The organism is Curtobacterium sp. APC 4022 (assembly GCF_030407555.1).
GTDB lineage: Bacteria > Actinomycetota > Actinomycetes > Actinomycetales > Microbacteriaceae > Curtobacterium.
In genome coordinates, this window is sequence record NZ_JASDDD010000008.1 from 71838 (window position 1) to 85399 (window position 13562).

General features: G+C 69.5%; 10 protein-coding genes. 4 read left to right on the forward strand and 6 right to left on the reverse strand.

Going from position 1 to position 13562, the window contains the following annotated elements; all coding sequences use genetic code 11:
- Positions 1 to 102 precede the first annotated feature (102 nt).
- The 5 genes from QL987_RS04595 to tkt form a co-directional block, all read right to left on the reverse strand.
- Positions 103 to 1047, reverse strand: a complete 945-nt coding sequence (locus QL987_RS04595) for a glucose-6-phosphate dehydrogenase assembly protein OpcA (protein ID WP_221849493.1) — start codon at positions 1045 to 1047, stop codon at positions 103 to 105.
- Positions 1044 to 2582, reverse strand: coding sequence for a glucose-6-phosphate dehydrogenase (gene zwf, locus QL987_RS04600; RefSeq protein WP_290156466.1), 1539 nt, complete (start codon positions 2580 to 2582; stop codon positions 1044 to 1046). Before zwf ends, QL987_RS04595 begins: the two co-directional genes overlap by 4 nt.
- Before the next feature lie 19 nt (positions 2583 to 2601).
- Positions 2602 to 4206, reverse strand: coding sequence for a glucose-6-phosphate isomerase (locus QL987_RS04605; RefSeq protein ID WP_290156467.1), 1605 nt, complete (start codon positions 4204 to 4206; stop codon positions 2602 to 2604).
- A 2-nt stretch (positions 4207 to 4208) separates the two neighbouring features.
- Positions 4209 to 5321: a transaldolase gene (gene tal / locus QL987_RS04610; RefSeq protein ID WP_253463198.1), complete on the reverse strand. Its 1113-nt coding sequence runs from the start codon at positions 5319 to 5321 to the stop codon at positions 4209 to 4211.
- Between the two features lie 156 nt (positions 5322 to 5477).
- Positions 5478 to 7577, reverse strand: coding sequence for a transketolase (tkt, locus tag QL987_RS04615; RefSeq protein ID WP_221849497.1), 2100 nt, complete (start codon positions 7575 to 7577; stop codon positions 5478 to 5480).
- A gap of 399 nt (positions 7578 to 7976) precedes the next feature.
- Here tkt and QL987_RS04620 point away from each other — a divergent pair, with 399 nt between their 5' ends.
- The gene (locus QL987_RS04620) at positions 7977 to 8921 is read left to right on the forward strand and encodes a heme o synthase (RefSeq protein ID WP_221849498.1); all 945 of its coding nucleotides are present in this window, start codon (positions 7977 to 7979) and stop codon (positions 8919 to 8921) included.
- Between the two features lie 361 nt (positions 8922 to 9282).
- Here the strand turns inward: QL987_RS04620 and QL987_RS04625 are convergent, their stop codons facing one another.
- Positions 9283 to 10248, reverse strand: a complete 966-nt coding sequence (locus tag QL987_RS04625; RefSeq protein ID WP_111073532.1) for a COX15/CtaA family protein — start codon at positions 10246 to 10248, stop codon at positions 9283 to 9285.
- A gap of 250 nt (positions 10249 to 10498) precedes the next feature.
- Here QL987_RS04625 and sufB point away from each other — a divergent pair, with 250 nt between their 5' ends.
- Genes sufB through QL987_RS04640 form a run of 3 tightly spaced genes read left to right on the forward strand, consistent with a single transcriptional unit; the run spans position 10499 to position 13542 of the window.
- On the forward strand, positions 10499 to 11917 hold the full coding sequence (gene sufB / locus QL987_RS04630) for a Fe-S cluster assembly protein SufB (RefSeq protein WP_110902235.1): 1419 nt from the start codon (positions 10499 to 10501) through the stop codon (positions 11915 to 11917).
- Entirely contained in the window at positions 11918 to 13216 is a 1299-nt protein-coding gene (gene sufD / locus QL987_RS04635; RefSeq protein WP_290156468.1) for a Fe-S cluster assembly protein SufD, read from the forward strand.
- Positions 13213 to 13542, forward strand: a complete 330-nt coding sequence (locus tag QL987_RS04640; RefSeq protein WP_290156481.1) for a non-heme iron oxygenase ferredoxin subunit — start codon at positions 13213 to 13215, stop codon at positions 13540 to 13542. Before sufD ends, QL987_RS04640 begins: the two co-directional genes overlap by 4 nt.
- Positions 13543 to 13562 lie beyond the last annotated feature (20 nt).

The window sequence follows — 13562 nt, forward strand, 5'->3', positions numbered from 1 at the left end:
TGTTCGTGGTGCGGCCGGTGCGACCGGGTCGGTCCGGCCGGCCGTCCGGCCATCCCGCCGCGGACGGCAACGGGGGAGGACGGACGGCCGGACCGTGGGGGTTCAGCCCGCGATGCGTTCGCGGAGCTTGGCCACCCCGTGCTTGACGACGTCTCCGAAGAGGACGTCCGGGTCGAGTCTACGGAGTTCCTCGGCCAGGCAGTCGCGCAGGTTCCGGCGCGGCAGCGACAGGTCGTGGGTCGGCTGCCCGGGCATCGACAGCGTCGCCACGTCGACCAGGGAGCGCTCGAGCTCGATCGTCCCGGACTCGCGGACCAGCTTCACGCCGTGGATGCCGGACGAGCCGGTGGCACGGGGTGAGGTGGTGACCTCGACGGGGACCTTGAGCTGCAGACCGAGCCAGGCGGCGAGCAGCACGGTCGACGGGCTGTCGAACGCGCCGGAGACCTCCACCGCGGTGATCGGCTCGAACGGCGGCTGGTCGAGCGCCGCGGCGAGCTGGTTCCGCCAGAGGGTCAGGCGGGTCCAGGCGAAGTCGGTGTCGCCCGGGGCGTAGGAGTCCGCCAGCGCCATGATGGCCGCGTTCGGGTCCTTCTGGGCTGCAGCGTCCGTGATGCGACGCTGCGCGATCCGGCCGAGCGGGGACGCCGACGGCTTCTCCGGCGCGGCTTCCGGCCACCACGCGACGACGGGCGCATCGGGCAGGAGCAGCCCGGTGACCAGGCTCTCCTCGTCCGCCGCGGTCTCGCCGTACGCACGGAGGACGATGACCTCGCTGGCACCCGCGTCGCTGCCGACGCGGATCTGTGCGTCGAGACGGCCCGGGGACGCGACGTCCCCTTCGTTCTTCGACACGATGACGACGCGCATCGGGTGTTCGCGGGACGCCTGGTTCGCCGCCTCGATCGCTTCTTCCTCACGACCGAGGGCGGTCGAGACGATGAGGGTCAGGACGCGGCCGAGGGCGACGGCGCCGCCCTCCTCGCGGATGTGCACCAGGGTCTTCTGGATCTTCGAGACCGTGGTGTTCGGCAGGTCGATCTTCATGGACGCCTCCAGGTGCGTCCGTCGCGGGCCAGGAGCTCGTCGGCCGAAGCCGGGCCCCAGGTGCCGGGACGGTACTGTTCGGGCTGGCCCTGTGTCCGCCAGAACTCCTCGATCGGGTCGAGGATCTTCCAGGACAGCTCGACCTCCTGGTGCCGCGGGAACAGCGGCGGGTCACCGAGGAGCACGTCGAGGATGAGCCGTTCGTAGGCCTCCGGAGAGGCCTCGGTGAACGCGTGGCCGTAGCCGAAGTCCATCGTGACGTCGCGGACCTGTGTCCCTACGCCGGGGACCTTCGAGCCGAATCGGAGCGTGACGCCCTCGTCCGGCTGCACGCGGATGACCAGGGCGTTCTGCCCGAGCGGGGACTGCTCGATGCCGAACACGTCCTCCGGTACGCGCTTGAAGACGATCGCGATCTCGGTCACCCGACGTCCGAGCCGCTTGCCGGCTCGCAGGTAGAACGGCACGCCCTGCCACCGTCGGGTCGCGATGTCGAGCCGGATCGCCGCGAAGGTCTCGGTCGTGGACTCGGGGTTCATGCCCGCTTCCTCGAGGAACCCGAGCACCTTCTCGCCGCCCTGCCAGCCACCGGCGTACTGCCCGCGGCTGGTCGCCGTGGACAGGTCCTCGGGCAGCCGGACGGCGGAGAGCACCTTCTCCTTCTCGGCGCGGAGGTGTCCGGCCTTGAACGAGACGGGCTCCTCCATCGCGGTGAGCGCGAGGAGCTGCAGCAGGTGGTTCTGGATGACGTCGCGCGCCGCACCGATGCCGTCGTAGTACGCGGCACGTCCGGCGACGCCGATGTCCTCGGCCATCGTGATCTGCACGTGGTCGACGTAGTTCGAGTTCCAGATGGGTTCGTACATCTGGTTCGCGAACCGGAGCGTCAGGAGGTTCTGGACGGTCTCCTTGCCGAGGTAGTGGTCGATGCGGAACACGTCGTCGGGAGCGAAGACGCTCTCGACGATGGCGTTCAGCTCGCGCGCGGTACGGAGGTCGGAGCCGAACGGCTTCTCGACCACCACGCGGCTCCACGAGCCGTCGCGCTTCTCGGTGAGGCCGGAGACCTTGAGCTGCTCCGTGACCACGGGGAACATCTTCGGCGGGATGGAGAGGTAGAAGGCGTGGTTGCCGAGCGTTCCACGCTCGGCGTCCAGCGTGTCGACCGTCTCCTTGAGCAGCCGGAACGCCTCGGGGTCGTCGAACGAGCCCTGGACGAAACGGATGCCCTGTTCGAGCTGACGCCAGACGTCCTCGTCGAACGGGGTCCGCGAGTGCTCCTTGACGGCATCGTGGACGAGCTGGGAGAAGTCCTGGTCCTCCCAGTCACGTCGAGCGAACCCGACCAGCGCGAACCCCGGGGGCAGGAGCCCTCGGTTCGCGAGGTCGTAGACCGCGGGCATCAGCTTCTTGCGGGAGAGGTCTCCCGTCACCCCGAAGATGATGAGGGTGCTGGGACCCGCGATCCGGTTCAGTCGACGGTCCGTGGGCAGCCGGAGCGGGTTGTGCTCCGGGGTGATCGCCACCGGTGACATGTCGGTGAACTCCTTTGAATCAGGTGGTGAGTGCAGCCGCGATGACCGCCACCGCCGCGGGGACGTCCCGCGTCGACAGGGTCAGCACCGGGCGGCCGTGCTCCGCGAGGACACTCGCGTCGCCGGCGGCCTGGGCTCGGATGAGCCGGCCGAACGTGAACGGGCGGCCGGGGACGGCGAGGTCGTCCTGCTCGTCGGAGACGATCTGCAGGAACACGCCGTTCGCGGGGCCGCCCTTGTGGTACTGGCCGGTGGAGTGCAGGAACCGGGGCCCGTACCCGGAGGTGACGGGTCGGCCGGTGCGTGCTGCCAGCAGGTCGCGGAGCGACCCGAGGTCGGCACCGGCGGTGCGGTCCGCGTAGACGTGGAGCGCGACGTAGCCGTCCGGACCGAGACCGGCCAGGAGGCCCGACACGGCCTGCGCGAGTGTCGTCCCGGCGTCGAGTCCACCCGTCGCGGACACGGCGATGCCGTGCTCCTCGAAGGCGGCAGCGGAGGCGACCTCGTCGGACGCGGGGGCGTCGAGCAGCGCACGGGCGGCGACCTTGGCGGCCTCCACGTCGGGCTGGTCGAACGGGTTGATGCCGAGCAGACGCCCGGCGACCGCGACCGCGTACTCCCAGACCAGGAACTGACCGCCGAGCGTGCCGGTGATCTCGAGTTCGCCGTCGGCGACGTGCCGCTCGTCCTCGCGGGACCCGACCAGTCGGACGACCTGCAGGTCGGTCAGCCCGGCCTGCAGTTCGGGGGCGTCGACGTCGAGCACGACCGGCAGGAGACCGCGGCCGTCCTTGCCCGTCGACTCGGCGATGAGCTGTTCGACCCAGTCACCGAAGCCGAGGATGTGCGTGCCGTCCGCGACGATGCCGATCTTGTCCCGCAGGGGAGCGGTGCCACCGAGCACGGCGCCGAGGACGAGGCCCGGGTTCTCGTCGGTGTCGACGGCCAGCAGCACGCTGATCGCGTCGGCCTCGTCGAGGAGCTCGGCGATGTCCGCACCCGCGAGCCCGGCCGGGACCAGCCCGAAGGCGGTCAGGGCGGAGTAGCGGCCGCCCACGGTCGGGTCGGCCGTGAAGACGCGGTACCCGGCCTGCTGCGCGGTGGTCTCGAGCGCGGAGCCCGGGTCCGTCACGACGACGATGCGCCCGGCGGGGTCGATGCCGGCGTCCTGGAACGCCTGCTCGAACACCCGACGCTGCGAGTCGGTCTCGACGGTGGAACCCGACTTCGACGACACGACGAGCACGGTGCGCTCGAGGTCGGTCAGTGCCGAGCGGACCTGCGCGGGATCGGTCGAGTCGAGGACGACCAGCGGGACGCCGGAGGTCCGGGTGATGACCTCGGGCGCGAGCGACGAGCCGCCCATTCCCGCGAGGACGACCCGGTCGACGCCCTGCTTGTGCAGCTGGTCGCGGAGCGCCACGACCTCGGCGACGAGCGGACGCGAGACCGAGACCGCCTCGACCCAGCCGAGCCGGTTCGACGCCTCGGCCTCGGCCGCCGGACCCCAGAGAGCGGCATCCTGGGCCGTGATCCCGGACGCCACCAGGTCGGTGACGAGGCGCGGGACCACCGTGTCGATGGCCCGCGCCGCGTCACCGCTGGCGGCGATGGAGACGGTCACTCTTACTTGGCGTTCTCGAGGGCCGTCTTGACGGTGTCGACGAGCTCACCCCAGGAGACGTTGAACTTGTCCACGCCCTCCTTCTCGAGGAGCGCGACGACGTCGTCGTAGTCGACGCCGACGGCCGCGAGCTGGTCCATGACCTGGTTCGCGTCGTCGAACGTGCCGGCGATGGCGTCGCCGTGGACCTCACCGTGGTCGAACGTGGCCTCGAGGGTCTTGCCCGGCATCGTGTTGACGGTGTTCGGGGCGGCGAGCTCGGTCACGTAGAGCGTGTCGGGCAGCGACGGGTCCTTGACACCGGTCGACGCCCAGAGCGGACGCTGCGTGTTCGCACCGGACTCGAGCAGGCCGAGGGCACGCTCGGTGGCGAACGCCTCGGTCCAGACCTGGTAGGCGAGCTGCGCGTTGGCGATGCCGGCCTTCGACTTGAGGGCGGTGGCTTCGTCCGAACCGACGGCGTCGAGGCGCTTGTCGATCTCGGAGTCGACGCGCGAGACGAAGAACGACGCGACCGAGTGGATCTTGGAGAGGTCGTGGCCCGCGGCCTTGGCCTTCTCGAGACCGCCGAGGTAGGCGTCGATGACGGCGCGGTAGCGCTCGAGCGAGAAGATCAGGGTGACGTTGACCGAGATGCCGGCACCGATGACCTCGGTGATCGCCTCGAGGCCCTCGAGCGTCGCCGGGATCTTGATGAGGACGTTCTCCTTGCCGACCTTGTCGAACAGGAACTTCGCCTGCTCGATGGTCTTGGCGGTCTCGTGGGCGAGACCCGGCTCGACCTCGATGGAGACGCGGCCGTCGAAGCCCTTGGTGGAGCTGTAGAGCGGCGTGAAGATGTCGCACGCGTCGGAGACGTCGCGGGTCGTGATCTCGAAGATCGCGTTGGTGACGTCGGTGCCCGCGGCGGCGAGCTCCTTGACCTGGTCGTCGTAGCGCTCGCCCTTGGCGAGGGCCGACGCGAAGATCGTCGGGTTGGTGGTGACCCCGACGACGTTGCGGTCGGCGATGAGGTTCTCGAGACGGCCGGTCTCGAGGAGCTCGCGGGACAGGTCGTCGAGCCAGATGCTCACGCCGACGGCGGAGAGGTCTTCGGTGGGGGTGGTGTCAGTCATTCGCTTCTTCTCTGCTTCGTTTCGTTCGTCGACTCCGGGGAGCCGTGGTCTGTGTGCGGGGGTCGTGCCCCCGGGACGGGAGGCGCGTGGCGGGGCCGCCACGGGCCTCCCGTGCCGACGGGCCGGGTCCGACGTTCCGGACCCGGCCCGTTCGGGTCAGGATGCTGCTGCTGCGATCGATTCCTTGGCCGCCGAGATGACGTGCTCGGTGGTGAACCCGAACTCCTCGAACAGCTTCTGGTAGTCGGCCGAGGCACCGAAGTGCTCGATCGACACGCTGCGGCCGGCGTCTCCGACGATGTCGCGCCAGCTCATCGCGATCCCGGCCTCGACCGAGACGCGGGCCTTGACGGACTTCGGCAGGACCGACTCGCGGTACGCCTCGTCCTGCTCGTGGAACCACTCGAGCGACGGAGCGGACACGACCCGGGCGTTGATGCCCTCGGCCTTGAGCTGCTCACGGGCGTCGACCGCGATCTGGACCTCGGAACCGGTGCCGATGAGGATGACGTCCGGGGTGCCGTTCGGCGCCTCGGCCAGGACGTACGCGCCCTTGCCGACGTTCTTCGCCGAGGCGAAGACCTCGCCGGACGCGTCGCCGTCGCCACGCTCGAAGACGGGCAGGTTCTGGCGGCTCAGCGCGATGCCGGCCGGGCGGTCCTGGTGCTTGAGCATCTCGAGCCAGGCGTACGCGACCTCGTTGGCGTCCGCGGGGCGGACGACGTCGAGACCCGGGATCGCTCGGAGCGCGGTGATCTGCTCGATCGGCTGGTGCGTCGGGCCGTCCTCGCCGAGGGCGATGGAGTCGTGGGTCCAGACGTAGATCGCCGGCGCCTTCATGAGCGCGGCGAGACGGACTGCCGGACGCATGTAGTCGCTGAAGATCAGGAACGTGCCACCGAAGGGGCGCGTGTTGCCGTGCAGGACGATGCCGTTGAGGATCGAGCCCATCGCGTGCTCGCGGATGCCGAAGTGCAGCACGCGGCCGAACGGGTCGGTCGTCCAGGTCTTCGTCGAGGCCTCGGCCGGACCGAAGGACTTGCCGTCCTCGATCGTGGTGAGGTTCGACTCGGCCAGGTCGGCGGAGCCACCCCAGAACTCGGGCATCAGCGGCGCGATGGCGTTGATGACCTTGCCGGAGGCGGCACGGGTCGAGACGGCCTTCTCGGTGCTGAACACCGGCAGGGCGGCTTCGAGGCCCTCGGGCAGCTGCTTGGCCTGGACGCGGTCGAACAGTGCCTTCTTGTCGGCGTTGGCCGCGGCCCACGCGTCGAAGCTCTTCTGCCACTCGGCGTGCTCGGCCTGACCCTTGGCGATCGCGCCACGGGTGTAGTCGAGGACCTCGGGGGAGACGTCGAAGGTCTTCTCGGTGTCGAAGCCGAGGACCTCCTTCAGGCCCTTGAGCTCGTCGGCGCCGAGCGCGGAGCCGTGGATCTTGCCGGAGTTCTGCTTGGTCGGCGACGGCCAGCCGATGATCGTCTTGATGACGATGAGCGACGGCTTGTCGTGGACCTGCTTGGCGGCCTCGACGGCGGCGAAGAGTGCTTCGGCGTCCTCGTGGTACTCGCCGGTCTTCTTCCAGTCGACGACCTGGACGTGCCAGCCGAGCGCCTCGTAGCGGGCGTGGACGTCCTCGGAGAACGCGATGTCGGTGTCGTCCTCGATCGAGATCTGGTTCGAGTCGTAGAACGCGATGAGGTTGCCGAGCTGCTGGCGACCCGCGAGCGAACCGGCCTCGTTCGTGACGCCTTCCTGCATGTCACCGTCGCCGGCGATCACGTAGGTGTAGTGGTCGAACGGCGACTGACCGGCCGGGGTCTCCGGGTCGAACAGGCCGCGCTCGAAGCGCTGCGCGTAGGCGAAGCCGACGGCGGAGGCGAGGCCCTGGCCGAGCGGGCCGGTGGTGATCTCGACACCGTCGGTGTGGCCGTACTCCGGGTGACCCGGCGTCTTGGAGCCCCACTTGCGGAGGTGCTGGAGGTCGTCGAGCTCGAGACCGTAGCCGTGCAGGTAGAACTGCACGTACTGCAGGATCGATGCGTGACCCGCCGACAGGATGAAGCGGTCGCGACCGATCCACGTGGAGTCGCTCGGGTCGCGACGCATCACCTTCTGGAAGAGGAGGTGAGCCAGCGGCGCGAGGCTCATCGCGGTGCCGGGGTGACCGTTGCCGGCCGCCTCGACAGAGTCGGCGGCGAGGACGCGGGCCGTGTCGACGGCCTTCCGGTCGATGGCGTCCCAGGTGAATTCAGCCACTTGGATGTTGACCCTTCATTGATGCGACATGTGCGAGGGCTCGTGCCATCGCACGGACATGGTGCCCACCCGGGGCTCCGTCGCGGCGCCGTTGCCGGCGGCCGACCGGCTCGATCGCGGCCGACGTCTTCGGGGCACGCTGCGGGAGGGCCTCTCCAGCATAGTGAACCGGCACTCAGAAGGTGCCCAGGTGACCGGCGGGCCTCGATGACCGGTCGGTGACCGGTCGTCGTCCGGGCGTGTCCCGGAGCCGCTGGGGAGCGGCGGGACATCGTCGTGGCGCCGTCCATCGCGTAAACTGATCGTGATCCGCGACCATTCCGCGGACACGCACGCCCAGACGCCGACGGTGACGTCCACCCGAGCGTGCGAGCTGCAGCGAAACAGACTGAGGTTCCCTTGCCGACTGCCACCGTGACCAGGCCAGACACCGTTCGTCGGTCGATGCTGTCCCGCAAGGTCCGGGCGTACGTCTCGCTCACCAAGCCGCGCGTGATGGAGCTCCTGCTCGTCACCACCGCGCCGACGATGTTCCTGGCCCAGCGGGGCGTGCCCGACCTGTGGCTCGTGTTCTGGACGATGCTCGGCGGCGCGATGTCGGCGGGCTCGGCGTCCGCGTTCAACTGTTACATCGACCGCGACATCGACCGCCTGATGAAGCGCACGAGCACCCGTCCGCTGGTCACGGGCGAGCTGTCCGACCGCGAAGCACTCGTGTTCTCGTGGGTGCTGGGCATCGTGTCGACCGTCGTGCTCGTCGTCTTCGTGAACTGGCTCGCCGCCGCCCTGAGTGTCGCCGCGATCCTGATCTACGTCTTCCTCTACACGCTCTGGCTCAAGCGCCGGACCCCGCAGAACATCGTCTGGGGCGGCTCGGCCGGCTGCATGCCGGTCCTGATCGGCTGGGCGGCCGTCACCGGCTCGCTGACGTGGGCCCCCGTCATCCTCTTCATGGTGATCTTCCTCTGGACGCCGCCGCACTACTGGCCGCTGTCGATGAAGTACCGCGACGACTACGACGCCGCCGACGTCCCGATGCTCGCCGTCGTGCGTGGCCGGACCGTCGTCGGACTGCAGGTCGTGCTCTACGCCTGGGCGACGCTGGTCTGCTCGCTGCTGCTCATCCCGGTGGCGAACATGGGGCCGCTGTACACGGTGGTCGCCCTGGCCGCGGGCATCTGGTTCGTCGTCGAGTCGCACCTGCTCTACAACCGGGCGATCCAGCACATGGAGCAGGTGCACCCGATGCGCGTGTTCCGCAGCTCGATCACCTACCTGACGCTGCTGTTCATCGCGGTGGGCATCGACCCGCTGCTGCCGCAGGTGTTCACCTTCACGATCTGATCCGCACGGTGTGACGACGGGCCCGGCCTCCTCGGAGGCCGGGCCCGTCGTCGTTCGCAGCGCCCGTCGTCGTTCGCGGGGCCGGCGGGGGACCGGGTGGACTCGCGCGGCACGAGCTGGGGAGCCGGCCGTGTCGGGGAGCCGGCCGTGTCGGGTACGCGGGTCGCGTCGCGCGGTGGGGCGTGCCTCCCGACCGGCGCAGCAGGGCCGACACACCCGTGGACGGGACGGTGAGGGGTGCGCCTTGCGCTGGTGCGTCCGCGGTCCGGACGGGTCGCTGTCCGGGAGGCACGGACCACCCCGCGCAGACCGGCGCGGCGACGACGTGGTCGGCCCCACGGCCGCGGACGGTCGAGCCGGATCAGGCCCGGACGGCGTCCCGACCGGCACTGGACCGGGTGGAGAGCACGACCGCGGTCATCGCGGCGACGAGCAGCCCGGCGAGCACCATGTGGGTGCCGACCAGGCCGACCGGCAGACCGGTGCGCGCCTGGGTGAGCCCGACCGCGATCTGGACGAACTCGACGACGAGCAGCAGCAGGACGCTCCGGCTCGAGATGCCGAGGCGGACCGCACCGATCACGAGCACCAGGGTCAGCGCGAAGGTCGCGTAGGCGGGGATGGCGTGCAGGTGCTCCATGAGCTGTGTGTCGAAGCCCGTCCGGTGGACCGCGCCGCCGTCGACACGCTCACTGGCACCGGCGTGGGGGCCGCTGCCGGTGGTGAGGATGCCGATGAGGACGGTGAGGGCGACGGCGACCACGGTGCCGCGGACGACGTCGAAGTACCAGCGCGGCACGATCCGGTCGCGGACGCGGGGGCCGTTCACCGAGCGGTAGACCAGGGCGGCGGTGATGCTCGTGAGCACGGCGGACACGACGAAGTGCAGCCCGACGACGAACGGGTTGAGGCCGGAGATGACCGACACGCCGCCGATGACCGCCTGGACGGGGATCGCCGCGCCCTGGGCGAACGCCAGCCAGAACAGCTCGGGACGCGTCTTGCGCATCCGGACGACCGCCAGGAACATCGCGATCGCGACGACGACCAGCACGAAGGTCAGCAGACGGTTGCCGAACTCGATGATCCCGTGGATGCCCATCTCGGGCGTCGACACGAGCGAGTCGGTGGTGCACTTCGGCCAGGTGGGGCAGCCGAGTCCGGAGGCGGTCAGGCGCACCAGGCCGCCGGTGCCGATGAGCACGACCTCGACCACGAACGACGCCCAGGCGAGGACCACGACGCGCGGGTCGACGGTGCGGGGGAGCGACCACCAGGGGGTCGGGGTCCGGACGTCCTGCTCGACGGTTGGTCCGACGCGAGTCACGAGGGTGGTGCCTTCCTGTTGTTCCGGGCCCTGGACCTGTAGGATTCGAGGGTTCAGCAGCAGTCAAGTCTAGGCAGGCGCCGGCTCCGAATGGGCCGTGATCGCCGATCGGTCCCGCGACTGCGTGGGAACATCGACGTTGCGAGGCAGCAACACCATGGGACGCCGTGTCGGCGGCTTGCGGTGGAATGGTGTCCGACACCACCGGGTTGTACCGGAGACGCTGTTGCGAGAAGGAAACGAGGAGACCATGTCCGACGTGCTCATCGACCGTCCAGAACTCGAAGGGCTCGGCCAGTACGAATTCGGCTGGGCCGACTCCGACGCGGCCGGCGCCTCTGCGCGCCGTGGCCTGTCGGAAGAGGTCGTCACCGACATCTCCGGCCGCAAGGGCGAACCCGAGTGGATGCGTGCGAACCGGCTGAAGGCGCTGAAGCTCTTCGACCGCAAGCCGATGCCCTCGTGGGGCGCCGACCTGTCGGACATCGACTTCGACAACATCAAGTACTTCGTGAAGTCGACGGAGAAGCAGGCTGAGTCGTGGGAGGACCTCCCCGAGGACATCCGCACCACGTACGAACGCCTGGGCATCCCGGAGGCCGAGCGTCAGCGCCTCGTCGCCGGCGTCGCCGCGCAGTACGAGTCCGAGGTCGTCTACCACCAGATCCGCGAGGACCTGGAGCAGCAGGGCGTCATCTTCATGGACACCGACACGGCGCTGCGCGAGCACCCGGAGCTGTTCGAGGAGTACTTCGGCACCGTGATCCCGGCCGGCGACAACAAGTTCGCTGCCCTGAACACGGCCGTGTGGTCCGGCGGCTCGTTCGTCTACGTCCCGAAGGGCGTCCACGTCGAGATCCCGCTCCAGGCCTACTTCCGCATCAACACGGAGAACATGGGCCAGTTCGAGCGGACGCTGATCATCGCGGACGAGGACTCCTACATCCACTACATCGAGGGCTGCACCGCCCCGATCTACAAGTCGGACTCCCTGCACTCGGCCGTCGTCGAGATCATCGTGAAGAAGAACGCCCGCGTTCGGTACACGACGATCCAGAACTGGTCGAACAACGTCTACAACCTCGTCACCAAGCGTGCGATCGCCCACGAGGGCGCGACCATGGAGTGGATCGACGGCAACATCGGGTCCAAGGTCACGATGAAGTACCCGTCCATCTACCTCGCCGGTGAGCACGCCAAGGGCGAGACCCTGTCCGTCGCCTTCGCCGGCCCCGGCCAGCACCAGGACGCCGGCGCGAAGATGATCCACATGGCGCCGTACACGACGTCGTCGATCGTCTCGAAGTCGATCGCCCGTGGTGGCGGTCGTGCCGGGTACCGCGGCGAGGTCCGGGTCGACCCGGGCGCGCACCACTCGGCCAACACGGTCCGCTGTGATGCGCTGCTCGTCGACACCGTCTCGCGGAGCGACACCTACCCGGCGATCGACATCCGTGTCGACGACGTGCAGCTCGGTCACGAAGCGACGGTCTCCCGCGTCAGCGAGGAGCAGCTGTTCTACCTCATGTCCCGCGGCATGGCCGAGGACGAGGCCATGGCGATGATCGTGCGCGGATTCATCGAGCCCATCGCCCGCGAACTCCCGATGGAGTACGCACTCGAACTCAACAAGCTCATCGAGATGAGCATGGAAGGATCCGTCGGCTAGATGTCCAGCACCACCCCTCCTCCCCACATCGACCAGCCGACGGAGCCCGCGAGCACGCTCTCGTCGGGCGGTACGGACCAGCACGGCGCCCGGGCGCACTCCGACGGCGGCTGGGACACCAAGGTGCCGGTGCAGACGCGTTCCCAGCGGTTCCGCTCGGGTGACGTCAGCGCCTTCCCGGCCGTCACCGGCCGAGAGGTCAACTGGAAGTTCGCGCCGCTCGCCAAGATCCAGCCGCTGCTCGACAGCACGCTGGACGGCTCGGCGTACCCCTTCCTCGCGACCCAGTCCGCGGGCGCCGACGTCGAGTGGGGTCGCAGCGACGACCCCCGCGTCGGCGGCGCCGGACTGCCGGAGGACCGGGCGGCTGCCGCTGCCTGGAGCGCACGTGACGCCGTCCTGGCGATCACCGTGCGGGGCACCGACGAGCACGAGTTCATCACGGTGACCCGCTCCGACTTCGGCACGCAGCCGCGGGCGGCGCACACGGTCATCACCGCGGAGCCGCACGCGCAGGGCATCGTCGTGATCGACAACCGCGGGTCGGCGCTCCTCAGCGAGAACGTCGAGGTCGTCGTCCGCGACGGCGCGCGCCTCACCGTCGTCACGGTCCAGGATTGGGACGACGACGCGGTGCACGTCTCGACGCACTTCGCCGAGGTCGGCCGCGACGCCTTCCTCAAGCACGTCGTGGTCTCGCTCGGCGGCGACGTCATCCGCGTCAACCCGTCCACGCACCTCGGTGCGCAGGGCGGCGACGTCGAGATGTACGGTGTCTACTTCGCGGATGCCGGCCAGCACATCGAGCAGCAGGTCTACGTCGACCACGACGCCCCGAACACCCGCAGCCGTGTCAACTACAAGGGCGCGCTGCAGGGTCAGGGTGCGCACACGGTCTGGATCGGCGACGTCCTGATCGGTCGCTCCGCTCCGGGCACCGACTCGTACGAGCAGAACCGCAACCTGGTCCTGACCGAGGGCACGCGCGCCGACAGCATCCCGAACCTCGAGATCGAGACCGGCGACATCACCGGAGCCGGCCACGCCAGCGCCACCGGTCGCTTCGACGACGAGCAGCTCTTCTACCTGCAGGCCCGCGGGATCCCGGAGGAAGAGGCCCGTCGTCTCGTCGTCCTGGGCTTCCTGGTCGAGGTCATCCAGAAGATCGGTGCGCCCGAGCTCGAGGAGCGCCTCATCGCCGCCGTCGAGCAGGAGCTCATGGAGGGCCGGACGGTCCTCGCTGCGCCGGTCGCCGAGGCCGCTGCCGCCGGGTCCGCTCCCGCCGGGGTCGACGCCTGATGGCCGAGAAGGTCTGCGCCGAGAGCGACATCGCGGTGGACAGCCCGATGCGCGCGGTCGTCGAGGGCACCGCCATCGCGATCGTCAAGGACTCGGCCGGCACCGTGCACGCCATCGGTGACACCTGCACGCACGGCGACATCTCGCTGTCCGAGGGCTTCGTCGAGGGTGACTCGCTGGAGTGCTGGGCGCACGGCTCGCAGTTCTCGTTGACGACCGGCAAGCCGAAGAACTTCCCGGCGTACGAGCCGGTGCCGGTCTTCCGGGTCGAGGTCCGTGACGGCGACGTCTACGTCGACGTGCACGACCCGGTCCCGGTCGCCTGAGCGCGAACCCACACTCTTCC

Coding starts and splice junctions, on each gene's coding strand:
- sufB (WP_110902235.1), top strand. CDS start 10,499: ATGTCCGACGTGCTCATCGACCGTCCAGAACTCGAAGGGCTCGGCCAG.
- tal (WP_253463198.1), bottom strand. CDS start 5,321: ATGACTGACACCACCCCCACCGAAGACCTCTCCGCCGTCGGCGTGAGC.
- QL987_RS04595 (WP_221849493.1), bottom strand. CDS start 1,047: ATGAAGATCGACCTGCCGAACACCACGGTCTCGAAGATCCAGAAGACC.
- zwf (WP_290156466.1), bottom strand. CDS start 2,582: ATGTCACCGGTGGCGATCACCCCGGAGCACAACCCGCTCCGGCTGCCC.
- sufD (WP_290156468.1), top strand. CDS start 11,918: ATGTCCAGCACCACCCCTCCTCCCCACATCGACCAGCCGACGGAGCCC.